General features: G+C 72.2%; 23 protein-coding genes. 13 read left to right on the top strand and 10 right to left on the bottom strand.

What is annotated here, in order from left to right; genetic code table 11:
- Window positions 1-6 precede the first annotated feature (6 nt).
- Window positions 7-2,097 (bottom strand): family 43 glycosylhydrolase, encoded by a 2,091-nt coding sequence (locus ACQP1P_RS21165; RefSeq protein WP_433088646.1) that lies wholly within the window; start codon window positions 2,095-2,097, stop codon window positions 7-9.
- A gap of 396 nt (window positions 2,098-2,493) precedes the next feature.
- Between ACQP1P_RS21165 and ACQP1P_RS21160 the strand changes: the two genes are divergently transcribed.
- The 6 genes from ACQP1P_RS21160 to fmdA all read left to right on the top strand — a co-directional run bounded on the left by ACQP1P_RS21160 (window position 2,494) and on the right by fmdA (window position 9,737).
- On the top strand, window positions 2,494-4,317 hold the full coding sequence (locus ACQP1P_RS21160; protein WP_433088644.1) for a family 43 glycosylhydrolase: 1,824 nt from the start codon (window positions 2,494-2,496) through the stop codon (window positions 4,315-4,317).
- Window positions 4,318-4,350: 33 nt separating this feature from the next.
- The gene (locus ACQP1P_RS21155; protein WP_433088642.1) at window positions 4,351-5,958 is read left to right on the top strand and encodes a glycoside hydrolase family 27 protein; all 1,608 of its coding nucleotides are present in this window, start codon (window positions 4,351-4,353) and stop codon (window positions 5,956-5,958) included.
- A 187-nt stretch (window positions 5,959-6,145) separates the two neighbouring features.
- Window positions 6,146-6,931 carry a poly-gamma-glutamate hydrolase family protein gene (locus tag ACQP1P_RS21150; protein WP_433088640.1) on the top strand — a complete coding sequence of 262 codons (786 nt, stop codon included), beginning with the start codon at window positions 6,146-6,148 and terminating at the stop codon, window positions 6,929-6,931.
- A 202-nt stretch (window positions 6,932-7,133) separates the two neighbouring features.
- Entirely contained in the window at window positions 7,134-8,003 is an 870-nt protein-coding gene (locus tag ACQP1P_RS21145; protein WP_433088638.1) for a hypothetical protein, read from the top strand.
- A 156-nt stretch (window positions 8,004-8,159) separates the two neighbouring features.
- Window positions 8,160-8,438 (top strand): zinc ribbon domain-containing protein, encoded by a 279-nt coding sequence (locus tag ACQP1P_RS21140; RefSeq protein ID WP_433088636.1) that lies wholly within the window; start codon window positions 8,160-8,162, stop codon window positions 8,436-8,438.
- A 48-nt stretch (window positions 8,439-8,486) separates the two neighbouring features.
- The gene (fmdA, locus tag ACQP1P_RS21135) at window positions 8,487-9,737 is read left to right on the top strand and encodes a formamidase (RefSeq protein WP_433088634.1); all 1,251 of its coding nucleotides are present in this window, start codon (window positions 8,487-8,489) and stop codon (window positions 9,735-9,737) included.
- Between the two features lie 13 nt (window positions 9,738-9,750).
- On the opposite strand, the gene ACQP1P_RS21130 is transcribed toward fmdA, so the two are convergent.
- Both ACQP1P_RS21130 and ACQP1P_RS21125 read right to left on the bottom strand, forming a co-directional pair.
- Complete coding sequence (locus ACQP1P_RS21130; protein ID WP_433088632.1) at window positions 9,751-10,110, bottom strand: hypothetical protein; 360 nt, start codon at window positions 10,108-10,110, stop codon at window positions 9,751-9,753.
- Between the two features lie 81 nt (window positions 10,111-10,191).
- The gene (locus ACQP1P_RS21125; RefSeq protein ID WP_433088630.1) at window positions 10,192-13,818 is read right to left on the bottom strand and encodes a discoidin domain-containing protein; all 3,627 of its coding nucleotides are present in this window, start codon (window positions 13,816-13,818) and stop codon (window positions 10,192-10,194) included.
- A gap of 393 nt (window positions 13,819-14,211) precedes the next feature.
- Here ACQP1P_RS21125 and ACQP1P_RS21120 point away from each other — a divergent pair, with 393 nt between their 5' ends.
- The gene (locus tag ACQP1P_RS21120; protein ID WP_433088628.1) at window positions 14,212-14,394 is read left to right on the top strand and encodes an antitoxin; all 183 of its coding nucleotides are present in this window, start codon (window positions 14,212-14,214) and stop codon (window positions 14,392-14,394) included.
- Between the two features lie 246 nt (window positions 14,395-14,640).
- Window positions 14,641-15,987 carry an NADP-specific glutamate dehydrogenase gene (gdhA, locus tag ACQP1P_RS21115; RefSeq protein WP_433088626.1) on the top strand — a complete coding sequence of 449 codons (1,347 nt, stop codon included), beginning with the start codon at window positions 14,641-14,643 and terminating at the stop codon, window positions 15,985-15,987.
- A gap of 25 nt (window positions 15,988-16,012) precedes the next feature.
- Here the strand turns inward: gdhA and ACQP1P_RS21110 are convergent, their stop codons facing one another.
- Window positions 16,013-16,684 carry a TetR/AcrR family transcriptional regulator gene (locus ACQP1P_RS21110; RefSeq protein ID WP_433088625.1) on the bottom strand — a complete coding sequence of 224 codons (672 nt, stop codon included), beginning with the start codon at window positions 16,682-16,684 and terminating at the stop codon, window positions 16,013-16,015.
- A 122-nt stretch (window positions 16,685-16,806) separates the two neighbouring features.
- Between ACQP1P_RS21110 and ACQP1P_RS21105 the strand changes: the two genes are divergently transcribed.
- Both ACQP1P_RS21105 and ACQP1P_RS21100 read left to right on the top strand, forming a co-directional pair.
- On the top strand, window positions 16,807-18,009 hold the full coding sequence (locus ACQP1P_RS21105) for a cytochrome P450 (protein WP_433088623.1): 1,203 nt from the start codon (window positions 16,807-16,809) through the stop codon (window positions 18,007-18,009).
- Complete coding sequence (locus ACQP1P_RS21100; protein WP_433088621.1) at window positions 18,006-18,230, top strand: ferredoxin; 225 nt, start codon at window positions 18,006-18,008, stop codon at window positions 18,228-18,230. The genes ACQP1P_RS21105 and ACQP1P_RS21100 overlap by 4 nt, the downstream gene beginning before the upstream one ends.
- Window positions 18,231-18,289: 59 nt before the next feature.
- Here ACQP1P_RS21100 and ACQP1P_RS21095 read toward each other — a convergent pair whose 3' ends face one another.
- Window positions 18,290-19,285, bottom strand: a complete 996-nt coding sequence (locus tag ACQP1P_RS21095; RefSeq protein ID WP_433088619.1) for a cytochrome d ubiquinol oxidase subunit II — start codon at window positions 19,283-19,285, stop codon at window positions 18,290-18,292.
- Window positions 19,282-20,637, bottom strand: a complete 1,356-nt coding sequence (locus ACQP1P_RS21090; protein ID WP_433088617.1) for a cytochrome ubiquinol oxidase subunit I — start codon at window positions 20,635-20,637, stop codon at window positions 19,282-19,284. The genes ACQP1P_RS21095 and ACQP1P_RS21090 overlap by 4 nt, the downstream gene beginning before the upstream one ends.
- A gap of 127 nt (window positions 20,638-20,764) precedes the next feature.
- Here ACQP1P_RS21090 and ACQP1P_RS21085 point away from each other — a divergent pair, with 127 nt between their 5' ends.
- Entirely contained in the window at window positions 20,765-21,304 is a 540-nt protein-coding gene (locus ACQP1P_RS21085) for a hypothetical protein (RefSeq protein ID WP_433088615.1), read from the top strand.
- 21 nt (window positions 21,305-21,325) lie between these two features.
- Here the strand turns inward: ACQP1P_RS21085 and ACQP1P_RS21080 are convergent, their stop codons facing one another.
- On the bottom strand, window positions 21,326-21,547 hold the full coding sequence (locus ACQP1P_RS21080; protein WP_433088613.1) for a twin-arginine translocase TatA/TatE family subunit: 222 nt from the start codon (window positions 21,545-21,547) through the stop codon (window positions 21,326-21,328).
- Between ACQP1P_RS21080 and ACQP1P_RS21075 the strand changes: the two genes are divergently transcribed.
- The gene (locus tag ACQP1P_RS21075) at window positions 21,531-21,809 is read left to right on the top strand and encodes an ROK family protein (RefSeq protein ID WP_433088611.1); all 279 of its coding nucleotides are present in this window, start codon (window positions 21,531-21,533) and stop codon (window positions 21,807-21,809) included. The genes ACQP1P_RS21080 and ACQP1P_RS21075 overlap by 17 nt on opposite strands.
- Window positions 21,810-21,999: 190 nt before the next feature.
- The gene (locus tag ACQP1P_RS21070; protein WP_433088609.1) at window positions 22,000-23,898 is read left to right on the top strand and encodes a flavin-containing monooxygenase; all 1,899 of its coding nucleotides are present in this window, start codon (window positions 22,000-22,002) and stop codon (window positions 23,896-23,898) included.
- On the opposite strand, the gene ACQP1P_RS21065 is transcribed toward ACQP1P_RS21070, so the two are convergent.
- Genes ACQP1P_RS21065 through ACQP1P_RS21055 form a run of 3 tightly spaced genes read right to left on the bottom strand, consistent with a single transcriptional unit; the run spans window position 23,795 to window position 26,495 of the window.
- Complete coding sequence (locus ACQP1P_RS21065; RefSeq protein ID WP_433088607.1) at window positions 23,795-24,799, bottom strand: alpha/beta hydrolase fold domain-containing protein; 1,005 nt, start codon at window positions 24,797-24,799, stop codon at window positions 23,795-23,797. The genes ACQP1P_RS21070 and ACQP1P_RS21065 overlap by 104 nt on opposite strands.
- Window positions 24,800-24,804: 5 nt before the next feature.
- Entirely contained in the window at window positions 24,805-25,536 is a 732-nt protein-coding gene (locus ACQP1P_RS21060; protein ID WP_433088605.1) for an SDR family NAD(P)-dependent oxidoreductase, read from the bottom strand.
- On the bottom strand, window positions 25,533-26,495 hold the full coding sequence (locus ACQP1P_RS21055) for a hypothetical protein (protein ID WP_433088603.1): 963 nt from the start codon (window positions 26,493-26,495) through the stop codon (window positions 25,533-25,535). The genes ACQP1P_RS21060 and ACQP1P_RS21055 overlap by 4 nt, the downstream gene beginning before the upstream one ends.
- Between the last annotated feature and the right edge of the window lie 8 nt (window positions 26,496-26,503).

Raw genomic sequence — 26,503 nt, 5'->3', positions numbered from 1 at the left:
GAACTCCTAAGCGGTCTGAGTGAACGAGCGCACGGTGACGGCGCCACCGAGCGACCTGGTGGCGTAGTTGAAGACGGCGTAGCGGTACCCCATGAAGAACTGCCAGGCGTTGTTGAGCGTGAACGCCGGCCCCAGGGCGGTGAAGGTGACGCCGTCGGTGCTGTACGAGAACCGGGCCTGCCGCCCGGATCCGGGCCGGATGTCGGCGGTGGCCCGCAGCCAGATCCGGCCGCCGGTGACGGCGGCCGAGGCCGCCACCGAGCCCGTGCCGGTGGTGTTCCAGCTGCCGTCCATGGTCAGGCCGTTCACCATCGTGACGCGGGTCGACCCGTTGTCGCGCTGCACGCCGATCCAGGCCGAGGAGTCGCGCAGCATGGCCAGGCCGGAGCGGTCCCCGTCGGCCATCGCCGAGTAGTCCAGCTCGACGGTCGCCGTCGAGGACGGGCCCTGGATGCGCTGGGTCAGCGTGTTGCGGGCCGAGTACAGGTCGTTCGTCACGGTCGCGGTCTGCAGCCGCAGGCCGCTGCCGGACGACCACCTGGTGTTGTCCGGGTTGTGGTTCCACTCCCACTGCGGGCCGAGCGCGGCGGTGGTGAACGTGTCGGTGCCGATCATCGGCTTGACGGTCTTCGAGGTGGTGATGTTCGGCCTCGGGTAGTTCGCGCCCCACGCGCCGTTGACGGTCTGCAGGACCGGCCAGTCGCCGCTCCACGTGATCGGCGCGAGCGTCGGCACCCGGCCGCCCGGGTAGGCGTCGGTGAACGCCATGTAGTACCAGTCGCCGTTCTGGGTCTGCACGAGCCCGCCCTGGTGCGGCACGCCCCCGCCGGAGATCGGGCCGGGCGTGTTGAGCAGGACCTGGCGCATCTCGTACGGGCCCCACGGGCTGGAGGAGCGCAGCACGTACTGCCCGTTGGCGGGGCGGGTGACCCAGATGTAGTAGTACCCGTTGCGCTTGTAGAACCGCGAGCCCTCGAGGGTGATGCCGGACGGCGCGGTGAACACCTGCTGCGAGCGGACCTGGCTCGTCCCGTCCGCCGACAGCTGCGCGACGCTGAGGGTGCTGTTGCCGTAGGCGACGTACATGGTGTCGTTGTCGTCGATGAGCATGCCGGCGTCGTAGTAGCAGGAGTTGATCCGGGCCTTCTTCGACCAGGTTCCGTCGACGGCCGAGGCGGTGTAGACGTAGGTCCGGTTGAACTCCACGCAGCCGAGCCAGTAGTAGGTGCTGTTGCTCGGGCGGTAGTTCAGCGTCGAGGCCCAGATGCCCTTGACGTACGCCCGGCCGCCGCTGAGGTTGTAGGCGTTGGAGTCGAAGTCGAGGCTCGGCACGGAGTGCCCGGCGTACTCCCAGTGCACGAGGTCGTAGGAGCGCAGGATCGGCGCGCCCGGCGAGTAGTGCATGGTCGAGGCGGAGTAGTAGTAGGCGTCGCCGACGCGGATGATGTCGCCGTCGGCGAAGTCCTGCCAGACCACCGGGTTGGTGAACTGCCCGGCCGGCGCCGAGGTGCTCGGCGTCGGGCTGGTCCCGCCGTCGGCGCGCACCAGCTGCCACTGCTGGTTGGCGCCGCCCCAGTCGCTGTACTGCACGATGTTGCCGCCGTCCGCGGTCGACGCGTTCTGCACCTCGACCGCCTTGCCGGAGTTGCGGTTGAGCAGCCGCACGTAGCCGCCGTCGGAGTCGGCCAGGCGGAACTGCTGGTTGACGCCGTTGCCGTCGGCCCACTGCACGATGCTCGCGCCGTCGGCGGTGGAGAGGTTGTAGACGTCGAGCACCTTGCCCGACGAGCGCGACTTGAGGCGGTAGTAGCCGCCGCCGGAGTCGACGAACTGCCACTGCTGGTTCGCGCCGTTGTTGCGGGTCCACTGGGTGATGCGCGCGCCGTCGTTGGTGGCCGAGTTGTACACGTCGATCGCCTTGCCGCTGTTGCGGTTGACGAGGGTGTACCAGGCGCTCGTGTCGACCGTGGCGGCGGCGGCCGGGGCGATGTGTAGCGCGACGGCGGCCGCCGCGGCCAGCACGAGCACGGCGGCGAAGGCCGTCGCGGACCGGCGCCGCGTGGCTCCGGGCGCGTTGCGATGAAGAAGGGCATGCATGAGGTAAGTCCTTCTGGCGGTAGGGACTTCACTGTTTGTTAGCGCTAACAGCGGTGCGTCAACGCGGCCGTCCGTCAGGCATCGAGATCGATGAGATTGCCAGATCGGGCCCGCCCTTTCAAGCCTTGACGGCCATTCCCGCGTGAAATTCCGCAATGGCGGACCGCCGACCTTCCACGCCCTACCGCCATAACACTTTTTCCGCAAAAGTTCCGAATCCAGTACGTCAAAAAGCGTTATGCAGCCACCCCGGGAATGGTCGCACCGGCTCCGGACAACGACTCACTTGAATGCTGTGGGCGATTCTGGCAAGGTTCCCTGACATCCCGACGCCGACGCTCATCCGCGCCCGCCACGCGCCATGTGAGCGATCACAAATCACCCCAGGAGCGTTCCGTGAAACCTTCCATCCGGCGCGCGCTCGTAGCGGCCGCCGGCCTGCTGAGCCTGGCCGGACTCATCCCGGCCGCCCCGGCCCGGGCCGACAACCCGATCGTGCAGACGATCTACACCGCCGACCCCGCGCCGCTGGTCTACAACGGCCGGGTCTACCTGTACACCGGGCACGACGAGGACAACTCGACGTACTTCACCATGCGCGACTGGCGGGTCTGGTCCTCCTCCGACATGGTGAACTGGACCGACCACGGATCGCCGATGAGCCTGTCCACGTTCAGCTGGGCGAGCTCGGACGCCTGGGCCGGGCAGACCGTGTACCGCAACGGCAAGTTCTACTGGTACGTGCCGGTGCGCATGGCCAACGGCAGCAACGCCATCGGGGTCGGCGTCGCCGACAACCCCACCGGCCCCTTCCACGACGCCCTGGGCCGGCCGCTGATCCAGAACTCCGAGATCGACCCGACGGTCTTCATCGACGACGACGGGCAGGCGTACCTGTACTACGGCAACCCTCACCTGTGGTACGTGAAGCTCAACGCCGACATGATCTCGACCTCCGGCAGCCCGGCCCAGATCCCGCTGACCACCGCCGGGTTCGGCACCCGCACCGGCAACACCAGCCGCCCGACGCTGTTCGAGGAGGGCCCCTGGGTCTACAAGCGCAACGGCCTGTACTACAACGTCTTCGCCGCGAAGTGCTGCTCGGAATACATCGCCTACTCGACCGCCACGTCGCCCACCGGGCCGTGGACCTTCCGCGGCACCGTCATGCCGACCCAGGGTGCAAGTTTCACGAACCACCCGGGCGTCATCGACTTCAACGGCGGGTCGTACTTCTTCTACCACAACGGGGCCCTGCCCGGCGGCAGCGGCTACACCCGCTCGGTGGCCGTGGAGAAGTTCAGCTACAACGCCGACGGCACCATCCCGACGATGAACATGACCACGACGGGCGCGCCGCAGGTGGGCACGCTGAACCCGTACGTGCGCCAGGAGGCCGAGACCATCGCCTGGGAGAACGGCGTGGAGACCGAGCCGTCCAGCGAGGGCGGCATGAACGTCGGCTGGATCGAGAACGGCGACAACATCAAGGTCAAGGGCGTCGCGTTCGGCGCCGGCGCGACGTCGTTCAGCGCACGGGTCGCCTCGGCGACCAGCGGCGGACGCATCGAGCTGCACCTGGACAGCCTCAACGGCACTCTGGTCGGCACCTGCACCGTCGCCGGTACCGGGGGCTGGCAGACCTGGACCACCGTCACCTGCCCGGTGAGCGGCGCAACCGGCACCCACGACCTGTACTTCAAGTACACCGGCGGGTCCGGCAACCTCTTCAACGTCAACTGGTGGCAGTTCACCGGCACCGGCGGTGGTGACAACGGCGGCGGCAACCTGCTCGCCAACGGCACCATGGAGAGCGGCACCAGCGGCTGGTCGGTCTTCGGCGCCGGCACCCTCGCGGCCGCTTCGGTCGCCCACGGCGGCAGCCAGTCGCTGCAGATCACCGGCCGCACCGCGGCGTGGAACGGCCCGGCCCAGGACGTCACGTCGAAGCTGACCAACGGCAAGAGCTACACGACCAGCGCGTGGGTCCGCGCGCAGAGCGGCACACCGAGCGCGAAGGTGACGCTCGCCCTGACCGCGAACGGCACGACCAGCTATGTGCAGCTCACTCCGGCCGCCACGGTGAACACCGGCGGCTGGACCCAGCTGACCGGCACCGCCACGGTCTCGTGGACGGGCACGCTGACCGGCGCCACGCTCTACGTCGAGACGGCCGCCGGCACCGACGGTCTCTACCTCGACGACGTATCCCTGCAGTAGCGCAGCCGAGCCGACTCAATCGAGGGAGAGATCATGCGTGTGCGACAGCGGCTCTGGCCGGCCCGCGCGGTGGCATTGCTGCTCGCGGCCGGTGCCGCCGTATGGTTCATCGGGGTGCGCACGGCCGAACCGGCCCAGGCGCTGGCCAACAACCTGGCACTCACCCCGCCGATGGGGTGGAACGACTGGAACGCGTACGGCTGCAACGTCTCGGAGGCCCTGGTCAAGCAGACCGCCGACAAGATCGTCTCGTCCGGGCTGGCGGCCGCGGGCTACCAGTACGTGAACATCGACGACTGCTGGATGCAGCACAGCCGCGACGCGAGCGGCAACCTGCAGCCCGACTACGCCAAGTTCCCCGACGGCATCTCCGGCACCGCGGCGTACGTGCACAGCAAGGGCCTGAAGCTCGGCATCTACGAGGACGCCGGGACCCAGACCTGCGCCGGCTACCCGGGCAGCCTCGGGCACGAGGCCCAGGACGCGCGCAGCTTCGCGGCCTGGGGCGTCGACTACCTCAAGTACGACAACTGTTTCAACAACGGCAGTTCGACGACCCAGCAGTACATCTCGCGCTACTCGGCGATGCGGGACGCGCTCGCGGCCACCGGGCGCCCGATCGTGTACAGCATCTGCGAATGGGGCGTCAACGCGCCGTGGACCTGGGCGGCCGGCGTCGGCAACCTGTGGCGCACCACCGGCGACATCCAGGCCAACTTCGGCAGTGTGCTGAACATCTTCCACCAGAACGTGGGCCTCGCCGCCTACGCCGGCCCCGGCCAGTGGAACGACCCCGACATGCTCGAGGTCGGCAACGGGATGTCCGCCACCGAGGACCGCGCGCACTTCAGCCTGTGGGCCGAGATGGCCGCGCCGCTCCTGGCCGGCAACAACCTGGTCAACGCGAGCTCCACGACGCTGTCGATCCTGGGCAACAAGGCGGTGATCGCGGTCGACCAGGACCCGGCCGGCAAGCAGGGCCGGATGGTGAGCTCCTCCGGGGGGCTCGACGTGCTGGCCAAGCCGCTCGCGAACGGCGACGTGTCAGTGGTGCTGTTCAACGAGAACACCACCACCGCGACGATCAGCACCACCGCCGCCGCGATCGGCAAGTCCGGCGCGTCGTCCTATTCGCTGACCGACCTGTGGAGCGGGGCGACCAGCACCACCAGCGGTGCGATCACCGCGAGCGTGCCCGGGCACGGCGTGGTGATGTACCGGGTCGCGGGCGGTACGACCGGCAATCCGGGCGGCGGTTCCACGACGACGATCCGGGGCACAGCGTCCGGCCGCTGCCTCGACGACCCCAACGGCAGCACGACCAACGGCGTGCAGCTGGTGATCTGGGACTGCAACGGCGGCGCCAACCAGCAGTGGACCTTCACCGGTGCCAAGCAGCTGCAGGTGCTCGGCAAGTGCCTGGACGCGTACAACAACCAGACCTCGCCCGGCACCAAGGTGGAGATCTGGGACTGCAACGGCCAGACCAACCAGCAGTGGAACGTCAACGCCGACGGCACCATCACCGGCGTGCAGTCCGGGCTGTGCCTCGACGTGAGCGGCGCGGGCACCGCCAACAACACGCCCGTCCAGCTGTGGACCTGCACCGGCGCCACCAACCAGCGCTGGACCCGTTCGTGAGCCGCCGGCGGACTCGCGTCACGGCGCCCTGACGCCCCGGCCTCCGGGCCGGCCGACCCGCAGTGGGAGCTGCGCGCAGCGCCCTGCGGCGGCATCGGCAACGATGCCGCCGCAGGGCGCTCGCCGGGCAGGAGGTGCCGTCGGCGCGGGACTGCGGGAATCGATCGGGTTCAGTAGCCTCGGCGTCATGGGTATGCAACGGCGGGCTGTGCTCGCGGCGATCGGTGGGGCGGCCCTGGCGGCGCCCGCGCTCTCGGTTCAGGCGGCCGCGGCGGCGGACGTGTATCCGTCCAACACCGCGCTCTACGCCGATCCGGCGCTCGTGGAGGGTAGCGACTGGGGGCGGCGGTTCCGGCGGCACGCGGCCGTCGACGACAGCGAGACCGCCACCTCGCCCGCGCTGCCCGGGACGGCGATCGTGGCGCCGCACGGCGGCGGGATCGAGCCCGGCACATCGGAGCTCTGCCTCGCGATCGCCGGCTACCATCCCGCGACGATGGCGGCGACGGGCGGGGCGCTGTACGACTTCTGGATGTTCGAAGGCCTGCGCGCATCGAACAACGGGGTCCTGCACGTCACCTCGACGCACTGCGACGACCCCTACGCCCGCTCGATCTGCGGCGGCGCCACGCGCGCCGTGTCGCTGCACGGCTGCACGCCGAGCCAGGCGGGCTTCCCGGAGGGCACCCAGGCCGTCCTCGTCGGCGGCGGCGACGCGGCGCTGCGCACGGCACTGCGCAACCAGCTCGTCGCGGCCGGCTTCACCGCGGTCGACGCGGGCGCGGTCGGTGAGCTCGACGGCAACGACCCGGCGAACATCGTCAACCGCACGCTGTCCGGCGCGGGAGCCCAGCTCGAGCTGACGACGCCGCTGCGCACGGCGATGTTCGCCACCAACACCCGCGCGGGCCGGCGCAACACGACGACGACCGCCTTCTGGGCCTTCGCCGGGGCGGTCCGCGCCGCCCTCTGACCGGCTCCCCGGACACGTCGGGCATCCGACGTATCCGGAGAGTACGTGCTGACACGGATGCCGGGGATCCGGGCCGATTCCTACCTTGAACCGAGCCCGCCCGAACGCGGCGGACCGGCAACCCAGGACGGCCGCCCATGCGACTGCGAATCGTCTTCCTGCTGCGCGCCGCCGGCCTGGCCCACAGGAAGGATCTCCCATCATGAAGAGACTCCGCCGGCATCTCCTCATCGCGGCGGCCGCCGCGCTGGCCCTCGTCGCGGGCACGGCCTCGCCCGCCGCGGCGGCCGCTGTCAACCCCGGGGCGTTCGCCGGGGCCGGCTACATCGGCCCGGTCGCGCTGAGCGCGCCGGCAACCATGTCGGGCGGCCGGTACATGCTCTCCGCCGACGGCCGCTACGGGGTGCTGATGCAGCCGGACGGCAACCTCGTCGAGTACGGCCCCAGCCCGTGCGGCTTCCTGCAGCCGGACAACTGCCCCGGCCCGTACCCGTGGTGGAGCACGAACACCGCCGGCCAGCCGGGCAACCGGGTCGCCATGCAGTCCGACGGCAACCTCGTGGTGTACCGCGCCGACAACAGCGTCGCGTGGGCCTCCAACACCGCGCAGAGCGGGGCGGTCTTCTTCACCGTCCGCAACACCGGCGCCCTGGTGCTGCAACGCTCGGACGGTTCGGTCGCCGCCACCCTGTCCGGCGGCCACCTGAACACCACCAACTTCTCGGGGATGACCGGGATGACCACCAACCAGCAGATCACGATGACGTACTTCCTGCGGTCCCCGGACAGCCGATACCACCTGCTGCTGCAGGACGACGGCAACCTCGTACTCTACGGGCCCGGCTACCACCTGCTGTGGTCCACGCACTCCTTCGGCGCCGGCGGCAACCACCTGGTGATGCAGGGCGACGGCAACCTCGTGCTCTACAAGCCCGACGGGACCGGGGTGTGGGCGTCCGGCACCTGGACCAGCTACGGCGCGCACCTGTCCCTGCAGGACGACGGCAACCTCGTCATCTACACGACCGCGAACCAGGCGGTCTGGTCGACGGGAACGTCGGGCCAGCTCTGAGCGCCGGACCGGCCCGGTGGTGACCACGGCCACCGCCGGGCCGGCCGCGGCAAGCCTCGTGGACCGGTCCCGTGGCCGGGCGGGTTTAACCGTGTCCGCGCCGGAAAGTACGCGGCCGGAACGCAGACCGGGCAGCGCGCGGCGAGGGGAGCCGGGATGGCGACGTACGGCTACCGGTGCCCGCGCGACGGCGACTTCGACGTGTCGTTCCCGATCGGTGCGGCCGCCGCGCGTGTGCCGTGCCGGGTCTGCGGCGGCGAGGCGGCGCGGGTCTACACCGCGCCGCTGCTCGGCCGCGGATCCGGGCCGCTGGCCGCGCACATCGAGCGGACGCAGCGCAGCGCGGAGACGCCCGACGTGGTGTCCCGGCCGCCCGCGCGGGTCGGGCCTCGCCGGCCGGCCCACCCCGCCACCGCGCGCCTGCCGAAGCCCTGACCGCGACCATGCCGAGACGCCCGAGACGCCCGAGACGAAGGGGTACCGATGCCGGAGCTGCTGTTCCCGCTGGACTCCACGCGCAGGTTCACCGACCAGGAGAAGGTCGGCCACAACCGCTGGCACCCCGACATTCCGCCGGCCGTGACGGTACGCCCGGGGCAGTGCTTCCGTGTCCATTGCCGGGAGTGGTTCGACGGCGCGATCCGCAACGACGACTCCGCCGAGGACATCCGCGACGCGCCGCTGTCGGTGGTGCACGCGCTCAGCGGCCCGTTCGCCGTGCGGGGCGCCGAGCCGGGTGACCTGCTCATCGTCGACATCCTCGACCTCGGCCCGATCCCGCAGGAGGACTCCGGCCCGCTGGCCGGGCAGGGCTGGGGCTACACCGGCATCTTCGCCAGACGCAACGGCGGGGGCTTCCTGACCGAGCAGTTCCCCGACGCGTACAAGGCGATCTGGGACTTCCGCGGCGAGCGCGCGACCTCGCGGCACGTGCCGTCGGTCTCGTTCACCGGGATCACGCACCCGGGGCTCATGGGTACCGCCCCCTCGGCCGAACTGCTGGCCAGGTGGAACGAGCGGGAGGGCGCCCTGCGCAGCACCGACCCCGACCGGGTGCCCCCGCTGTCGCTGCCGCCCGAGCCCCGCGACGCGATCCTCGGCAGCCTCTCCGGCGCGGACTTCGACCGGGCCGCGGCCGAGGCGGCCCGCACCGCGCCGCCGCGCGAGAACGGCGGCAACCAGGACATCAAGAACTTCACGCGAGGCACCCGCGTCTTCTACCCGGTGTACGTTCCCGGCGCCAACCTCTCCGTCGGCGACCTGCACTTCTCCCAGGGCGACGGCGAGATCACCTTCTGCGGCGCGATCGAGATGGGCGGGTTCATCGATCTGCACGTCGACCTGATCAAGGGCGGCATGCAGACCTACGGCGTCGAGGAGAACGCGGTCTTCTTCCCCGGCAACACCCCGCCGCAGTACAGCCAGTGGCTCGCCTTCTCCGGGCTGTCCGTCACCGCCGAGGGTGAGCAGCGCTACCTGGACTCCCAGCTGGCGTACCAGCGCGCCTGCCTGCACGCCATCGACTACCTCACCAAGTTCGGCTACGCCCCGGAGCAGGCGTACCTGCTGCTCGGCGCCGCCCCGATCGAGGGACGCCTCTCCGGCGTCGTGGACATCCCCAACTCGTGCGCCACCGTCTACATCCCGACCGAGATCTTTGACTTCGACGTGCGACCGTCGGCGCGCGGGCCGGCCCGCATCGACCCGGGCCAGGGCGCGGCGACGGCCCGCTGACGGCATCGCCGGCTCAGAACAGCGGCGTGAACACGGCGCGGTAGCCCTCGCCGTTGGGCTTGGTGCACTCCAGCATCCAGTACTCGCCGGGTCGCACGACGCCGCCGACGTGGCTGTCGACGTTCCCGCCGGAGTTGGCCTCGCCGACGCACTGCGCGGGCGGGTGCTGGGGGCCGACGAACAGGCGGACGCGGCTGGACGCCCCGCCGACGTAGTACGCGCTCACGTATCCGTAGCCGTCCGCGCGGTACACCTGATTGAACCCGGGCGTGAACCGCGGAGCCCCCGCGTTGGCCGTGAGCCACGCAACGCGCCGCTCCAGCTCGGCGACCCGCGCCTCCAGCTGCGTCACCCGATCTTCGCTCTGCGGCATCGCGCCACAGTAAACCGCCGCCCCGGCGGACAACAGTGGCCGCGGTCGGCGACCGCGGCCACTGTACGAACGCGACAGGCCTCAGGCGCCCGGGCCGACCTCCAGCGCATTGAGCCCGGCGTCACCGGAGTGCCACGTGGTGGTCACCGCGACGTACCGCGCCGTGACGCCCAGCCTGACCGAGCCCAGCCGCGTGCCCGCCGCGACGGAGCCGACGTTCGTGAACGTCAGGCCGTCGTCGCTGACCGACACGGTCGCCGCCGGCGCCTGCGCCCCGTTCCAGCCGAGCCGGACCGTGCCGAGGGCGGCGGAGCGCCCCAGATCGACGACCATGCGCCCGGCCGGTCCCGGAACCCAGGCCGTGCCCGGCTCGCCGTCGACGGCGAGGGACGGCGACGTCATGCCCTGCGGCAGGACCGAGGCGGGGAACGTCTCGGCGCCGAGCGCGAGATCCGCGACCGGGTACGGGTGGGCGGAGGGGTACGACACCGTCTTGACCATGCCCGTCGGCGGCAGGCCCGCGCCCAGCACCTCCCCGGTCTCGAGGTTGCGCAGCTGCACCGAGCGCACGGTGCCGCGGGAGGAGACCTGGATGGTGCGCCCGTCGGTGACCACGGCGGTCAGCCCCGCCGGAGCCGTACCCTTGCCCGGCACCACCGCGGTGGCCCGCGGGGCGAGCACGACGGCCGAGCCCGGGCGGAGCGTCACGTCCAGCTCGGACGACGTCGCCCCGACGCGCTGCGTGCCGGCGAAGAGCGCAACGGCACCCCCGTCGTGCGGGATCGTGACCGCGGTGGTGACCCCGGCGCCGGAGAGGTTGAACACGACGAGGAAGCCGTCGATCAGCGCGGCCTGCGTGGCGGGGTTCGACGTCGTGGGCTCGGGCCGCGCGGACTGCGCGGCCGTCGCGGCGGCGGCGCCCGGCACCATCTCGATCACGCGCGGTCCCTGGCCGCCGTCGGCGAGGCGGATCACCTGCTGGGTGTCGCTCGCGCGGGAGACGGTGATCGGGGCGTCGGAGCCGCGCACGACGAACCCGCCCTTGTTCTCGACGGAGATCCACCCGCCGTGCGACTCGAGCACGCGGTTGCCGGTCTCCCGGTGCCGCGCGACGTTCTGCCAGGTGACGCCGTCCGTCGAGGTCTGGACGAGGTACTCCTGCCCCGCTGCGGACTCCCAGCCGAGCTGCACCTGCGACACCGCGGTGGCCGCGCCGAGGTCGACCTGGATCCACGAGTCGCCGCGGAGCCGGTCGGCCTTGGAGACGGCCCAGCGCGTGGTCGGGCTGCCGTCGGTGACGGCGCTCGCGGGGAACCCGGTGTCGGCGCTCGACGCCGTCACCGGCCGCGTGGCCGCGACGTCGGTGCCGTTGGCGGAGAACGCCCGGAAGTGGTACAGCGAGTAGCCGTACTGGGCGTTGCCCCGCACGCCCTGCATCCGCACGTAGCGGGCCGTGACCGGCGCCGGTGCCGTCTGCCCGGGCGGGGTCAGGTCCAGGGTGTCGAGGCGCGCGACGTTGACGTCCGCGGGAGCGTTGCCGTAGGCCGCGGCCGTGCGCCAGCTCTGCCCGTCGTCGGAGACCTGGACCAGATAGCGGGCGCCGGCGGCCGACTCCCACGCGAGGCGGACCGATCCCAGCTTGGTCGGGGCGCCCAGGTCGACCTGGAGCCAGGAGTCCGCCCGGGTGCGCTCGGCGACCGAGACGGCCCAGCGGGTCGACGGGTTGCCGTCGGTCACACGGGCGGCCAGGTATCCGGTCGCGGTGTCCTCGCTCGACGCCGTCGCCGGCTTGCCGGCCGCGACGTCGGTGGGTGTCGCCGAACCGTCGCCGGGGCCGTACGCGTGCAGCGCGTACATGGAGTAGCCGTACTTGGCGTTGCCCTGCTGACCGAGCATGCGCACGTACCGGGCGGTGGTGGGCGCGTCGAACGTGAGCTCGTCCACGCGGGCGGCTTTCGCGTCGGCCGGGTCGGCGGGGATCTTGGCCACCGGGGCGACCGTGGTGGTGCCCTCGGCCGTCGTGTAGTCCCGCGAGCCGTCGAGCCCGAACGCGCCGCGCATGTCGAGGTTGCGGACCGACACGATGCCGTCGTCGGCTCCGGCGCCCGTGGAGGCGTAGACCGCCGCGCCCGTGGGCAGCGTCACCTGTCCCGCGTAGCCGGACCCGACCTGGAAGACCGACGCCGTGCCCTCGAACCCGTCGCGCGGCTTGATGTACGTCGTGACGTCACGGGAGGCGACCTTCGCGCCCGTCGAGGGGTACAGGTACGGCGTCGAGCCCGAGATCTGGAACAGCCACGAGTCCTGGCCGGGGACCCACGGGAACTTGACGTACCCGGGCTTGCTGAGGGCGGCCGCCCACGCCTTCGGGCTCTGCTGCATGACGATCCCCGCGCTCGCGCCGTAGTCGCGCACGCCCGCGGCCGCGGCGAACGCCTGCGCGTCGGTCAGCGGCCGCACGGGCCCGGCGGCCGAGCCGGCCGCGTGCTCGTGCAGCAGGTAGGAGATCGCGATCTCCGCGCGCGCCTCGGGCTCGTACTTCGCCTCGCCGGAGAACTTCGTCAGCCGGTTCGCCGGCGCGTAGGCCTGGTAGGCGGCCAGGCCCGCGGCCAGGTGCTGCTCGGCGGTGACCGCCTCGGGCCGGCGCAGGACCTGGCCGACGAACGCCAGCGGGATCACGTCGCGGCCGTACAGGAACTCGCGGTCGGCCACCATCGGCATGAAGGGCTCGCCCTGCGCCGACATGTCGAGCAGGAGGGAGTTCCACAGCTCGGCCGAGTTCGGCTGGTGCAGCAGGACCTCGGGCACGGGCCGGCCGTTGAGGATGAACTGGATGGAGTTGCGGCCGCCCGAGCGCCAGATGTCCGACTGGTAGTGCGGCGCGTAGGTCCCGTGGTTCTCCACGAGGTAGGTGTCGCTGATGTTGTGCATCACGTTGTTCGAGATCGGCGCCCCGCCCACCTGGGCCGGGTTGTTGCGGTCCGCGGTCGGCTGCCCGGCCGCGTTGCGGGCCCAGGTGTTCAGCTGCTCGCTCCAGCGCCCGGCGTCGGGGTCGTCGGGCGCCCACGCCACGCCCGGGGACAGCGCCTGCGTGTAGACGCCGGACTCCTCCAGCGCCGTGTCGCCCTGGTAGGCGCCCTCGGGCCACCGCGCGTCCCAGCTGCCCGACAGCGGGTCCTGCGCGAAGTTCAGATCGGCGGTGTACTTCGCCTGGCCCGTGGCGATCGTCTTGAGGTTGGCCTGGGTGACCGCGTCGAGGTCGTTCCACATCAGCCGGCCGGCGTCGAGGAAGTACGACTCGAATGTCGAGTCCCAGAAGAGCCTCTTGCCCCACGTGCCGTTCGCCCGGACGAGCCGGTTGTCCGCGGCGAACTTCTTGATCGTGGCCAGCGTGTGGGCCCGCAGCACGTCCTTGCTCACGCCCGCGAGGTCGGCGTCGTAGTCGCCGCGCGTGAGCAGGACGGCGTTGCCCAGGACGACGGCGAAGTTGAAGTCCGTCAGCTGGTAGGCGCCCGCCGCCGGGTCCCACACGGTCTCGACCCAGCGTGTGTGCCGCAGCAGGGCCCCGTAGTAGTCGGCGGCGATGGTGTCGGGGGCGCCGAAGGCGGGGGCGTCCTCGGCGACCGCCGCCGGGGCGGTGAGCGCGGCGGTCACGACGAGCGCCACGGACGCGGCGGTTGTCGCAAGGGCGGAGACCAGACGGCGCATGTATTGCCCTTTCAAGTGACCGACTCGAACCTGAGCTCTCGGAGCGGGAACTCCCGTTGGATGCCGACGCGTGGCCCTGTCGACCATCTGTTCCGGGGAGTTGGGGTTACCCAGCGCCTCGATACTCCGATCGATCGATCGGACGAATGGTCCATGAGTTTCGCGGCTCCGATCGGCGGATGTCAAGACGCTAATACGAATTAGCACACGCTGGCGGCCATCGACCAGGTCGACCGCCGGACGGCGTTACGGCATCCCGCATTCGGCCACCCAGCCCGCGGGCCCGTCGTTCGCGCGCCGGCGCCGTGACCGGCGGTCCGCGCTACCGTCGAAGTGGCAGCCAAGCAATCGCCGAATCGTCGAACATCCCACTGACGGCAGGAGGGGTCGGCCGTGAGCAAGATTGTGGACAAGGCGAAGGAATTCCTCGGCAAACACGACAACAAGGTCGACGAGGGGCTGGACAAAGCCGGTGAGCAGGTCGACCGGCGCACCGATCAGCAGTACACCGACCAGGTGCGCAAGGGAGTCCGCACGGCGAAGGAACGCACCGGCGAGGGCGACACGACGCAGTAGGGCTTCCGGCCACCGGCGGCGCCGGCCCGCGGGGTCGGTGCCGCCGGCTGACCGGCCTCGTCCGCCACCTCATCCGTGGTCAGCCCGTTCGCCTGTCACGGCCGCGGCCGAGCAGCCGGCACCGCATGTCGCATCGATGCGCACCTTGATGCGATCATGAGCGGAAGGTGAACGCTCGGATCGTCGCAGTGATGGGTCCACGACGGTGTGGATGTCTCTCAGACGAACCACGCCGGAAGGATGACCATGTCGACCCGGGAGAAACTGGACTCGATCTTCACCACGGTGGTGCGCCGCAATCCGGGTGAGCACGAGTTCCATCAGGCGGTACGCGAGGTGCTCGACAGCGTCGCGCCCGCCCTGGACAAGCACCCCGAATACGCCCAGGCCAAGATCATCGAGCGGATCTGCGAGCCGGAGCGGCAGATCATCTTCCGGGTGCCCTGGGAGGACGACAGCGGCGAGGTGCACATCAACCGCGGGTTCCGCGTCGAGTTCAACTCCGCCCTGGGGCCGTACAAGGGAGGCCTGCGCTTCCACCCGTCGGTCTACCTCGGGATCGTCAAGTTCCTCGGCTTCGAGCAGCTGTTCAAGAACGCCCTGACCGGCATGCCGATCGGCGGCGGCAAGGGCGGGTCGGACTTCGACCCGAAGGGCCGCTCCGATCGCGAGGTGATGCGGTTCTGCCAGTCGTTCATGACGGAGCTGTACCGCCACATCGGCGAGTACACCGACGTGCCCGCCGGTGACATCGGCGTCGGCGGCCGCGAGATCGGCTACCTCTTCGGGCAGTACAAGCGCATCACGAACCGGTACGAGTCCGGCGTGCTCACCGGCAAGGGTCTCGCCTACGGCGGCGCCCAGGTGCGGCGGGAGGCGACCGGCTACGGTGCGGTGTTCTTCGCCGAGGAGATGCTGCGCGCCGCCGGCGACAGCATCGAGGGCAAGCGGGTCGTGGTGTCCGGCTCCGGCAACGTGGCGATCTACGCGATCGAGAAGGTCCACGAGCTCGGCGGCGTCGTGGTGGCCTGCTCCGACTCGTCCGGATACGTGCGCGACGACAAGGGCATCGACCTGGCCGCGCTCAAGGAGCTCAAGGAGGTGCGGCGGGAGCGGCTCGGGCAGTACGTCCGCCATCGCCCGCACGCGACGTTCACGCCCGGCAACGGGATGTGGCGCGGGGTGCCCTGCCAGATCGCGATCCCGTCCGCCACGCAGAACGAGATCGACGCCGACGACGCGGCCGCCCTGGTGGCCGAAGGCTGCATCGCCGTGGTGGAGGGGGCGAACATGCCGACGACGCCGGAGGCGGTGCGCCTGTTCGCCGAGGCCGGCGTGCGCTTCGCCCCCGGCAAGGCCGCCAATGCGGGCGGGGTCGCGGCCAGCGCGCTGGAGATGCAGCAGAACGCCAGCCGCGACTCGTGGACGTTCGAGTACTCGCAGCAGCGGCTTCGCGGCATCATGCGCGACATCCACGCCCGCTGCCATGCCACGGCGGAGGAGTACGGCATGCCGGGCAACTATGTCGCGGGCGCGAACATCGACGGGTTCCGGATGGTCGCCGAGGCGATGCTCGCCCAAGGCCTGATCTGAGCGTTCAGCCGGCGGCCGGCTGCCCTCACGAGGGGACGCGCGTGCGCGTGCGCGTGGGCGCGGGGCGGGTGGCCCGCGCCCGCAGCAGGCCGACGACCGCGTCGACCAGGCCCGCCGTCACGGCGTCCCACGCGGGGTCGCGCAGGCCGGCGTCGGCGAGCGCCCGCTCCCGCTCGGCGCAGGTGTGCACGACGAGCAGGCGCACCATCTCGTGACGCTCGGCGCGCACCTCCGGCGACAGATGCGGCAGGCACCGGTCGAGGCCGGCGCGCACGGCCCCCACGGTCGGCGTGGCGAGCGCGTCGTCGACCATGATGCCGCGCAGCACCGGGTCGGTCATCACCTGCGCGGCGAACCGGGCGTACCAACTGGGCGTGCCGAGGTCGCTCAGGTGGTCGGTGATCGGGCGGACGAGGCAGACCACCCAGTCGCGCAGCCGGTCGCGGCCCGCGCACGCACGGAGTAATCGGGCGCGGATGTCTTCCATGGGGACGGCATGCTCGCGCAGCACCGCGCGGACCAGATCGGTCTTGGTGCCGAAGTGGTAGCCGACCGCGGCGTTGTTGCCCTGGCCGGCGGCCTCGCTGACGAGGCGGTTGGAGACGGCGGAGAGTCCCCGCTCGGCGAAGAGCCGCTCGGCCGCGGCGAGGATCGCCGCGCGTGTCTCGCCCGCCCGGGGGGCCCGCTCACTCGCCATGGCTCAGTATGCACCGCTGCCGCCATCGGCACCGGTCCCGACCTTGTTTAAGTCAGTCGATTGAATTAGTGTCGGGCTTATCGATGTCACGCACAGTGTCTACACCATGACGTGAGGATGCGATGACCGAGACCCAACTCCCGGAATACCCGATGACCCGCGCCGCGCGCTGCCCGTTCGACCCGCCGCCGGCGCTGCGCGATCGGCAACGCGACGAGCCGCTGGGCAAGGTGCGCACGTGGGACGGCCACACCGCCTGGCTCGTCACCCGCTACGCCGACCAGCGCGCCCTGCTCGCCGACCCGCGGGTCAGCGCCGACGTGACGCGCCCCGGCTACCCGCTCACCGCACCGCTGCGCACCGGCGGCGGCACGATCGGCTTCATCCTCATGGACGACCCCGAGCATGCCCGCCTGCGCCGCATGGTCACCGCGCCCTTCGCCATCCGCCGCGTCCGCGCCCTGCGCCCGGCGATCCAGCAGATCGTCGACGACCTCATCGACGGCATGCTCGCCGGCCCGCGCCCGGTCGACCTGGTCGAGGCGTTCGCGCTGCCGGTGCCGTCCCTCGTCATCTGCCGGCTGCTCGGGGTGCCCTACGCCGACCACGAGTTCTTCCAGTCCAACAGCCGCATCCTGATCCGCCGCACCGCGACACCCGACGAGCGGGGCGCGGCGTTCCAGGCGATCTCCGACTACCTCGACGACCTCATGGCGGCGAAGATCGCGTCCCCGCAGGACGATCTGCTCTCCGAGCTCGGCGCGCGGGTGTCCGCCGGGGAGCTGACCCGCCGCGAGGCCGCCGGCACCGGCGTGCTGCTGCTCATCGCCGGCCACGAGACGACCGCCAACATGATCGCGCTGGGCACCCTCGCCCTGCTCGAACACCCCGACCAGCTGGCCCTGCTGCGCGACGGCGGCGATCCCGCCGTCGTCGACAGCGCCGTCGAGGAACTGCTGCGCTACCTGAACATCACCCACAACGGCCGCCGCCGGGTCGCTCTGGAGGACATCGAGATCGGCGGGTACACCATCCGCGCGGGCGAGGGCCTGATCCTCGCCAACGACATCGCCAACCGCGACCCCGACGCCTTCACCGACCCCGACACCCTCGACGTGCGCCGCGACGCCCGCCGCCACGTCGCGTTCGGCTTCGGCGTCCACCAGTGCCTCGGCCAGCCCTTGGCCCGCACCGAGTTGCAGGTCGTCTACGGCACGCTGTACCGCCGCATCCCGGGCCTGCGCCTGGCCACCACGCTCGACCGGATTCCGTTCAAGCACGACGGTGCCGTCTACGGCGTCTACGAACTGCCGGTGACGTGGTGAGCGCCGTGCACGTGAGCGTCGACCAGGCCAGCTGCATCAGCTCCGGCCAGTGTGTCCTCACCGCCGGCGACGTCTTCGACCAGCGCGAGGAGGACGGCGTGGTGACCCTGCTGACCGACGCTCCCCCGCCGTCGCTCGCGGCCGATGTACGCCACGCGGCTCTGCTGTGCCCCGCCCGCGCCATCACCGTCGACGAGTCACCCGACCCGCCATCGGCATGACCCCGGGCCGCCGTCGCCATGACCCCGGGCCGCCGTCGGCATGACCCCGGGCCGCCGCGTCAGTGGCTGTCGAGGCGGCCGGACTGGTGCAGGACGAAGAGCAGGGCGATCGACGGCACCACGAGCAGCACGGCGGCCGCGGCCACGACCGTCAACGCCGCCAGCGTCGGCGTCGGGGCCGCGGCCTCGGCGATGCGCAGGTGATCGCCGAGCAGGTACGGGTACTGGGCCACGCCCCAGCCGGCGACCACCGTGCCGGCGGCGCCGACCGCGGCGGCCTGGGCGGCGCGCGGCGAGGCGTGGCGCAGCAGGGTCAGCGAGCCCAGCCCGCACAGTGCGGAGACGATCATGAAAGGCAGGCCGCGGGTGAGCAGCCCGTGCAGCAGCCGCGGCGCGTCGACGTGCAGCACGGCGATGCCGGCCAGGGCGACGGCGCCGGTCACCAGGGCGGCGAGGCGGGAGCGGCGGGCGTACCAGATGCGCAGCCGCTCGTCGTGGCGCCGCCGGGCCTCGGCGGTGAGGAACACGGCGGCGAGAAACGCGCAGACCAGCACCGCGAGGACGCCGCCGAGCACGCTCGTCGGGTTGAGCCAGGAGCCGACCGGGTCGCCGCCGCCGGTGGCCGGGACGCGACCGGAGGCGATGCCGCCGGCGACGGTACCGAAGCAGAACGGGGTGATGACCGAGGAGGCGGCGAACGCGGCGCCGGCGGCGCGCTGGTGATCGGTGACGACGAGGACCTTGCGGAAGGCGAAACCGGAGCCGCGCAGCACGACACCGAGTCCGGCCACGCCCAGCGGGATGTACAGCGTGGTCATGATGGCGGCGAACGCGGTCGGGAAGGCGGACCACAGCATCACCAGGCAGAAGATCAGCCAGACGTGGTTGGCCTCCCAGACCGGGGCCAGGACGGCGTCGATGAGGTGCCGCGGCCGCCGCCCGCGCCGCGCACCGCCGGCGGTGAGGTCCCAGAACCCGGCGCCGTAGTCGGCACCGCCCAGCACGGCGTAGGTGAGCACGCCGGCGAACAGCACCACCGCGGCGAACGTGCTCATCCGTCGGTCACCGCCGGGTCGTCGGCGGGGGCCGTGTCGCCGGCACGGGCCGGGCCGTACGGGACGTCCGCCGGCTCGACGCCGCCGTCGCGCCAGCGGCGGCGCAGCACCCGCAGGACGTGCACGGTGGCGACGGCGACGGCGGCGTACAACACCAGCGTGGCGGCGAAGAAGAACCAGACGTTGCCGGAGCGCGTGACCGCGTCCCGGGTCAGCAGGTGCCCGACGACGGTCCAGGGCTGGCGGCCGACCTCGGTGACCACCCACCCGGTCTCCAGGGCGACGACCGCGAGGACCCCGCCGGCGATCGCGGCGCGCGGGAACCAGCGCCCGCCGGGCGGGCCGCGGTAGCGCCACCAGGCCAGGCCGAACCACACCGACAGGGCCAGCAGGTACATCCCGGCGCCGACCATCACGTCGAAGGCGAGGTGCACGATCGTCACCTCGCGGTCGGTGGGCCGCACCTCCTCGGGGATCGCGTCGAGACCCTGGATGCGGGTGTCGGCGCGGTACCCGGACAGCAGCGACGCCCCGTTCGGCACGGGGATGCCGCCGAGGACCCGCCCGCGGCTGTAGACGCCGCCGAGGATCTCGGGCACGTGGGTGCCGGTGGTCGGCACCGCCTCGATCGCGGCGAACTTCGCCGCCTCCCGGTGGAACACCTCCCGGGCCACCAGGTCCCCGACGACGATCTGCACCGGGGTGACGATCGCGGCCATGGTCAGCGGGATCATCAGCCCCAGCCGCACGGTGCGATCGTGGCCGGCCCGGCGCAGCCCGCGCGCGTACACGGCCGCGGTGAGGAACCCGGCGACCATGTATCCGGCCAGCAGCATGTGCACGCTCTCGTACCAGAACGCCCCGTTGAAGAACACCTCCAGCGGGCGTACGGCGACGACTCGCCCGTCGCGCAGGGTGAACCCGCCGGGCTGGTTCATCCACGCGTTGGCGGCGACCACGGAGAGCGTGCCGCCGATGCCGGCGAGGACGACCGGCACCCCGGTCCAGAAGTGGCGCCAGCCGGGCAGGCGGTCCCAGCCGTAGACGTACACCGCGACGAAGATCGCCTCGAGGAAGAAGAACAGCCCCTCGACCGCGAAGGGGAGGCCGAACGCGGCCCCGTAGCGCCCCATCAGCCCGGGCCACAGCAGTCCGAGCTCGAAGCTGAGCACGGTGCCGGAGACCGCGCCGACCGCGAAGAGCACCGCCGCCACCTGTGACCATCGCCGGGCCAGCACCAGCGCGTCCCGGTCGCCGCGCCGTAGCCCCCGCCACTCGGCGATGAGCATCAGGAACGTGAACGCCATCCCGAACGGCACGAGGATGATGTGGAACCCGAGCGTGAACGCCATTTGCTCACGCGCGGGCAGCAACTGCGACGGCTCCATCGGCGCTGTCTCTACCGTCCCCGGAGCGGGATAAACGCGGGTGTACGGGCGTTGTGCGCGGGTAGCGCGGCCGTATGTCGAAGCAGGTCGCATGTTGAAGCAGGCGGTGTGGCAGGGGCTGGTGGCCGGGCTCGCCGGTGCCGCGGTGATGACGGTCGCGGAGAAGATCGAGCAGCGAAGCACCGGCCGTCCGGACTCCTACGTGCCGGCGCGGGTCCTGGCCCGGCTCACGGGCCGGCCGGAGCGGCCGGCGGACCGGCTGCGGACGCTGAACGCGGCCATGCACTACGGCCAGGGAGCCCTCGTCGGTGTCCTGCGCAGCGTCATGGCGCACGCGGGGCTGCGCGGGCCCGTCGCGTCGGCGATGTTCACCGTGGTCCGCCTGACCAATGACCAGATCCTGGAGAACGCCACCGGCGTGGGCGCACCGCCGCAGACATGGCCCCGCCGCGAGCTCGCCGCCGACGTGCTCCACAAGTGCGTCTACGGCTTCACCACCGGCGCCGTGGCGGATGCGCTGGCCTCGCGCAGCGGTCCGGGACCGGGGCAACGCCACGCCGCCCGGCACCCCGGGCGGCGCGCCGATGCCGGCCCGCCGCCCCGCCGTGCGGCGCATGCCGTGCGGCGTTGAGCCCGACGACGATGACGCCCGCTACGCCGCCGAGCGGGGACGCTCCCGAGCGTGGTCGACCAGCGGCGACGGCCGGTCGTCGACGGGCCGGCCGCTGAGCGGCGGCCGGCCCGGCTGCGCCGCGGTCTTGGCGTCGACGTCGGCGTCCTCGTCCGCGAGGCCCTTCGTCTCGGCCTTGATGATCCGCATCGAGCGGCCGAGCGACCGGGCCGCGTCGGGCAGGCGCTTGGCGGGACGCACCATCGGCGAAGTCCTCGCGACCTGCGTGAGCCTGCTCAACCCCGAGCTCGTCGTCATCGGCGGCTCGCTCGCCCAGGCCGGCGAGAGCCTCATCGCCGGGGTGCGGGAGGTCGTGTACGGCCGCTCGCTGCCGCTCGCCACGGCCCGGCTGCAGATCGTGCCGGCCACGACCGGCCCCCAGGACGGCGTCATCGGCGCGGCGACGATGGTCATCCAGCACGCCCTCGCCGTCAGCCGCATCGACGAGACCCTCGCCGGCGCGTGAACCGCGCGTGAGTTCGCCGCGGCGGGCGCCGGCCGGGTGTTACGATCGGCGCGCACCGCGGGCGCAAGCGCTGTAGCAGCGCGCGGACAGGCGAAACGACGGTGCTCGGCGAGGTTCTGGCCGCGAGCGGATGTCCACATCGGACGGTTGATCCGCCGCCGGCCGCGCCGATCTACCGGAGACATCCGCGATGACGATGCATGCCGACGACGCCCAACTGCGCCAGCACCTCCGCGACGCCGAGGTTCCGGCACTCCTCATGACGCTGGCCCACCTGACCGGCGACACCTCGATCCTGCGCGACGACCTGCGCACCGACGGCTGGCTGTTCCTGCCGCAGGGCGGGCTGACCGCCCGGCAGCGGGAGGAGGCCCGCGCGCTCGCGGCCGGCGTGCTCGCCCGGCTCGGCGACGGTCCCGCCGTGCCGCCGCCGGACGCGCCGACGCTGGGCCGGATCACCGGCTGGGCCCTGGGTGTGGACACGGCCGAGCTGGTACCGATGCTGGCCGAGGAGATCATCCTGCCCGGCGCGGATCCCAGGGCGCCCGGATGGAGCCGCGACGACCTGCCCGGCGCGCCGGAGCTCGAGGTCGCCGTCGTCGGCGCCGGGATGAGCGGGCTGCTCGCCGCGCACCGGCTGACCCAGGCCGGGGTGCCCGTCACCGTGTACGAGAAGAACGGCGACGTCGGCGGCACCTGGTACGAGAACACCTACCCCGGCTGCCGGGTCGACGTGGCCAGCCAGCTGTACAGCTACTCCTTCGCGCAGCGCGCCGACTGGCCGCAGCACTTCAGCACCCACGACAGCGTGCGCCAGTACTTCACCGAGTTCGCCAAGCAGCACGGCCTCTACGACCACATCCGGTTCGACACCGAGGTCCGCGCGGCCGCCTGGGACGAGGCGGCGGGGCGCTGGCGGCTCACCCTGGCCACGCCCGACGGCGAACGCACCGTCACCAGCACCGTGCTCGTGACCGCCGTCGGGCAGCTCAACCGGCCCCGCCTGCCCGACATCGCGGGACGCGACGAGTTCGCGGGCCCGGCATTCCACTCCGCGCGCTGGGATCACGGCGTCGAACTGGCCGGACGGCGGGTCGCGGTCATCGGCACGGGCGCCAGCGCCATCCAGTTCGTCCCCGAGATCGCCAGAACGGCCGGCGAGGTGCGCGTCTTCCAGCGCACGCCGCCGTGGCTGCGGCCCACCATGCACTACCACCACCCGGTCGCCGACGGGCTGCGCTGGCTGTACGAGCACGTGCCGTACTACCTCGCCTGGCACCGCTTCTGGCTGCTCGCACCGGGGCTGCACCGGGTGCTGGAGGGCTGGGTCGTCGACCGCGACTACCCGCCCACGGAGCGGGCCGTCTCGGCGATGAACGAGGCGCTGCGCGTGACGCTCGCCGGCCACATGCGCGGCCAGCTCGCCGGCCGCCCCGACCTCGAGCCGCTGGTGATCCCCGCCTACCCGGTCGGCGCCCGGCGGGTCCTGCGCGACAACGGCGCATGGATCGCCACGCTCAAGCGCCCCAACGTCCGGCTGGTGGGCGAGCGGATCGAGCGGGTCACGCCGGGCGGCATCCGGACCGCGGACGGCACCGAGCACCCCGCGGACGTCATCGTCTACGGCACCGGCTTCGCCGCCTCGCAGTTCCTCGCGCCGATGTCGGTCACCGGCCGCGGCGGCGTCGACCTGCACCGGTCCTGGAACGGCGACGCCCGCGCGCATCTCGGCCTCACCGTGCCCGGCTTCCCGAACCTGTTCTGTCTCTACGGGCCGAACACGAACCTCGCCGGGCACGGCGGCAGCATCATCCACATGTCCGAGTGCGGCGTCACGTACCTGCTCGACGCGGTGCGGCACCTGCTCGGCTCGACGCACCGGGCGGTCGAGGTGCGACGCGAGGTCTGCGAGGCCTTCACAGCCGAGGTGGACGCGGCCAACGCCGAGCGCGCCTGGGGCTTCTCGAAGACCGGCGGCTGGTACGTCAACCGCGCCGGACGGTCGGCGCAGAACTGGCCGTTCCCGCCGCACGAGTACTGGCGGCGCACCCGGCGGTTCCATCCGGCCGAGTACCTCCACCTGCCGTAGCCGCCCGGATGAGCGCGCCGGCGTCCCGCAGCGCACGGGCGCCCTCGGGCAGGATCGGGTGGTACCACTGCCAGACATGGAACATGTGCGGCCAGTGGTGCAGCACGGCCCGCCCGCCGGTGGCCCGGATGCCGTCGACGAGCCTCGTCGCGTCGTCGAGCAGCACCTCCTGGCCGCCGGCCTGGACCAGCACCGGCGGCAGGCCGGCCAGGTCGCCGAAGAGGGGCGAGAGGCCCGGCCGGCGCGGATCGGCCGCGCCGGCGTAACGGGCCGCCATCTCCCGCAGCTCGCCGGTGCTCAGCACCGGGTCCACCGCCGCCAGCTCCCGGTGGCTGCGGGACGAGCAGGTCAGGTCGCTCCACGGCGACAGCAGCACCAGCAGGTCCGGCGGGCGGCCCCCGTCGTCGCGCACGCGCATCGCCACCGACAGGGCCAGGCCGGCCCCGGCCGAGTCGCCGGCGACGACGACCGGACCGTCCGGCGCCGCGGCCCGGATCGCCTCCAGCGCGGCCACGCCGTCGTCGACCGCGGCCGGGAACGGCTGCTCGGGGCCCCGGCGGTAGTCCAGCGCGAGACAGGCCGCCCCGGCGGCATCGGCCAGCAGTCCCGCGAGGTGCGCGTGGGTCCGGGCGGAGCCCAGGCAGTAGAAGCCGCCGTGCAGGTAAAGCAGGACGGGCCGGTTCGCGGCGGGGCGGCGCAGCCAGATCCCGGTGGCCGCCCCGACCGGTACCGCCTGCGCACCGACCGGCGCCGCCGCGAACGACGCGGCGGACCGCTCGTACGCGATGCGCCACTGCTCGAGCGTGGCCGGACGTCGCCGGGCCGCCTGCCGCAGCATCTGCCGCACCAGCCCCGCGTTCGGCGACGGCGGATCGGCCACGACCAGGTCGGCGTAGGGCATCGCCGTCACTGCGCCGTGTATCCGCCGTCGGTGGCGAAGCACGAGCCGGTGGTGTTGGACGCGCGGTCGGAGGCGAGGAACGCGATCAGCTCGGCGACCTCCTCGCAGCGGCCCAGCCGGCACGTCGGGTGCAGGTAGGCCACGCCGATCGCGCTCTCCCGCTTCAGCATGGGCGCCTCGATGAAGCCCGGCCCGACGCTGTTGACCCGGATGCCCTGCCTGGCGTACTCCAGGGCGGCGCTCTTGGTCATGCCGACGACCCCGTGCTTGGCGGCCACGTAGGCCACCGACCGCGGGAAGCCGACCGACCCCATGACCGATGCCACGTTGACGATGGACCCGGCCCCGTTGCCGAGCATGGCGGGGATCTCGGCCCGCATCGAGTAGAACACCCCGCTGAGGTTGACCGCGATCACGTCGTCCCAGCCGTCCAGCGGGTACTCCCCCGTGAGCGCCCGCGGCCCGCCGATGCCGGCGTTGTTCACGGCGACGTCGAGCCGGCCGAACGAGTCCACCGCCGCGGCGACCATCGCCTCGCACGCCTTGGGGTCGCGCACGTCGACCCGGTGGGCCACGGCGGACGCGCCGATGGCCTCGGCGACGCGCGTCGCGGCGTCGAGATCCACGTCGGCGACCAGCACGCCGGCGCCCCGAGCGGCCAGCAGCGACGCGCACGCCTCGCCGATGCCCGAGCCGGCCCCCGTGACGAGCGCCGCCTTGTCCGCGAAGTCGCTCATGCCCGCACCGCCGCCTGAGCGCCACCGCGCGCGTTGACCGATCCGGCCACCCGGCGCGCCCACGGCTGCCAGTCCTCGAAGCCGAGGAACCGGCCGAGCCGCTCCAGCTGCGGCAGCGGATCGTCGACGATGTCCTCGTACGCCATCCGCAGCAGGCGCCGTGGCCGCACGTCGGCGATGGCCTGCTCGGCCTGGCTGGCGAGGAACGCGCACAGCCCCTCGAACCGCCGGACGTCCTGGCCGCGTTCGCGCAGCGCCTCGGCGGTGAGGCGGTCGGGCAGGTACCGCTCCACCTCCGCCGGCACCCGCTGGCCGGGGACGATCTCGAACGGGTCGAGGCCGTAGCGGCCGACCAGCTCCACACGCAGCTGCATGAGCTGGAAGCAGGAGTGCCGGCTCATGGAACGGGCGGTGTCGGCACGCTCGCGCGTCAGGTAGACGATCCTCGCGTCGGGGAAGTCCCGCAGCAGGCGCGGCGCGATGTTGCTGGAGCCGCCGGAGCGCTCGACCCAGCGCCGCCGGCCGGCGAGCGAGGTGAGCAGGTCCAGCACCATCCGGTGGTGCCGGGCCAGCGGCTGCTCCGGGAACGCGGGCACCAGCTCGGCGAGCACGTCGAACAGGCGGTCGGGGTCGGCCGAGATCTTCGGCAGCGTGATCGCGAGGATCTGCGGCAGCTCGGCGAGGTTGCCGGCCCAGCGGCCGTGCGCCGGGTAGCGCACCTCGGGCGGGACGAGTCCGGTCCGGAACAGGGTGGCGAGCTGGGTGCTGGGCGCGCTCAGGGCCGACCAGAACGCCGGGCCGGTGAGCACCTTCTCGCCGTCGATCCCGGGCGTCACCCACATGAGGTACTCCTGGACCGACAGGGTGTCGGGCTGCTCGGCGATCAGGTCGGAGAGCATCGTCGAGCCGCACCGGCCGGTGTTGATGATGATGGTGTGGTCGTGGGTCGCTGCATCCATGGATCTTT

The sequence above is a fragment of the Dactylosporangium sp. CA-052675 genome (assembly GCF_050947935.1).
GTDB lineage: Bacteria > Actinomycetota > Actinomycetes > Mycobacteriales > Micromonosporaceae > Dactylosporangium.
The sequence above is the reverse complement of the archived record's forward strand: the minus strand, read 5'-3'. Positions and strand labels throughout refer to the sequence as shown.

Coding starts and splice junctions, on each gene's coding strand:
- ACQP1P_RS21055 (WP_433088603.1), bottom strand. CDS start 26,495: ATGGATGCAGCGACCCACGACCACACCATCATCATCAACACCGGCCGG.
- ACQP1P_RS21070 (WP_433088609.1), top strand. CDS start 22,000: ATGACGATGCATGCCGACGACGCCCAACTGCGCCAGCACCTCCGCGAC.
- ACQP1P_RS21090 (WP_433088617.1), bottom strand. CDS start 20,637: ATGGCGTTCACGCTCGGGTTCCACATCATCCTCGTGCCGTTCGGGATG.
- fmdA (WP_433088634.1), top strand. CDS start 8,487: ATGCCGGAGCTGCTGTTCCCGCTGGACTCCACGCGCAGGTTCACCGAC.
- ACQP1P_RS21165 (WP_433088646.1), bottom strand. CDS start 2,097: ATGCATGCCCTTCTTCATCGCAACGCGCCCGGAGCCACGCGGCGCCGG.
- ACQP1P_RS21080 (WP_433088613.1), bottom strand. CDS start 21,547: ATGGTGCGTCCCGCCAAGCGCCTGCCCGACGCGGCCCGGTCGCTCGGC.
- ACQP1P_RS21095 (WP_433088619.1), bottom strand. CDS start 19,285: ATGAGCACGTTCGCCGCGGTGGTGCTGTTCGCCGGCGTGCTCACCTAC.
- ACQP1P_RS21110 (WP_433088625.1), bottom strand. CDS start 16,684: ATGGCGAGTGAGCGGGCCCCCCGGGCGGGCGAGACACGCGCGGCGATC.
- ACQP1P_RS21140 (WP_433088636.1), top strand. CDS start 8,160: ATGGCGACGTACGGCTACCGGTGCCCGCGCGACGGCGACTTCGACGTG.
- ACQP1P_RS21060 (WP_433088605.1), bottom strand. CDS start 25,536: ATGAGCGACTTCGCGGACAAGGCGGCGCTCGTCACGGGGGCCGGCTCG.
- ACQP1P_RS21065 (WP_433088607.1), bottom strand. CDS start 24,799: ATGCCCTACGCCGACCTGGTCGTGGCCGATCCGCCGTCGCCGAACGCG.
- ACQP1P_RS21085 (WP_433088615.1), top strand. CDS start 20,765: ATGTTGAAGCAGGCGGTGTGGCAGGGGCTGGTGGCCGGGCTCGCCGGT.
- ACQP1P_RS21145 (WP_433088638.1), top strand. CDS start 7,134: ATGAAGAGACTCCGCCGGCATCTCCTCATCGCGGCGGCCGCCGCGCTG.
- gdhA (WP_433088626.1), top strand. CDS start 14,641: ATGTCGACCCGGGAGAAACTGGACTCGATCTTCACCACGGTGGTGCGC.
- ACQP1P_RS21125 (WP_433088630.1), bottom strand. CDS start 13,818: ATGCGCCGTCTGGTCTCCGCCCTTGCGACAACCGCCGCGTCCGTGGCG.
- ACQP1P_RS21150 (WP_433088640.1), top strand. CDS start 6,146: ATGGGTATGCAACGGCGGGCTGTGCTCGCGGCGATCGGTGGGGCGGCC.
- ACQP1P_RS21155 (WP_433088642.1), top strand. CDS start 4,351: ATGCGTGTGCGACAGCGGCTCTGGCCGGCCCGCGCGGTGGCATTGCTG.
- ACQP1P_RS21130 (WP_433088632.1), bottom strand. CDS start 10,110: ATGCCGCAGAGCGAAGATCGGGTGACGCAGCTGGAGGCGCGGGTCGCC.
- ACQP1P_RS21105 (WP_433088623.1), top strand. CDS start 16,807: ATGACCGAGACCCAACTCCCGGAATACCCGATGACCCGCGCCGCGCGC.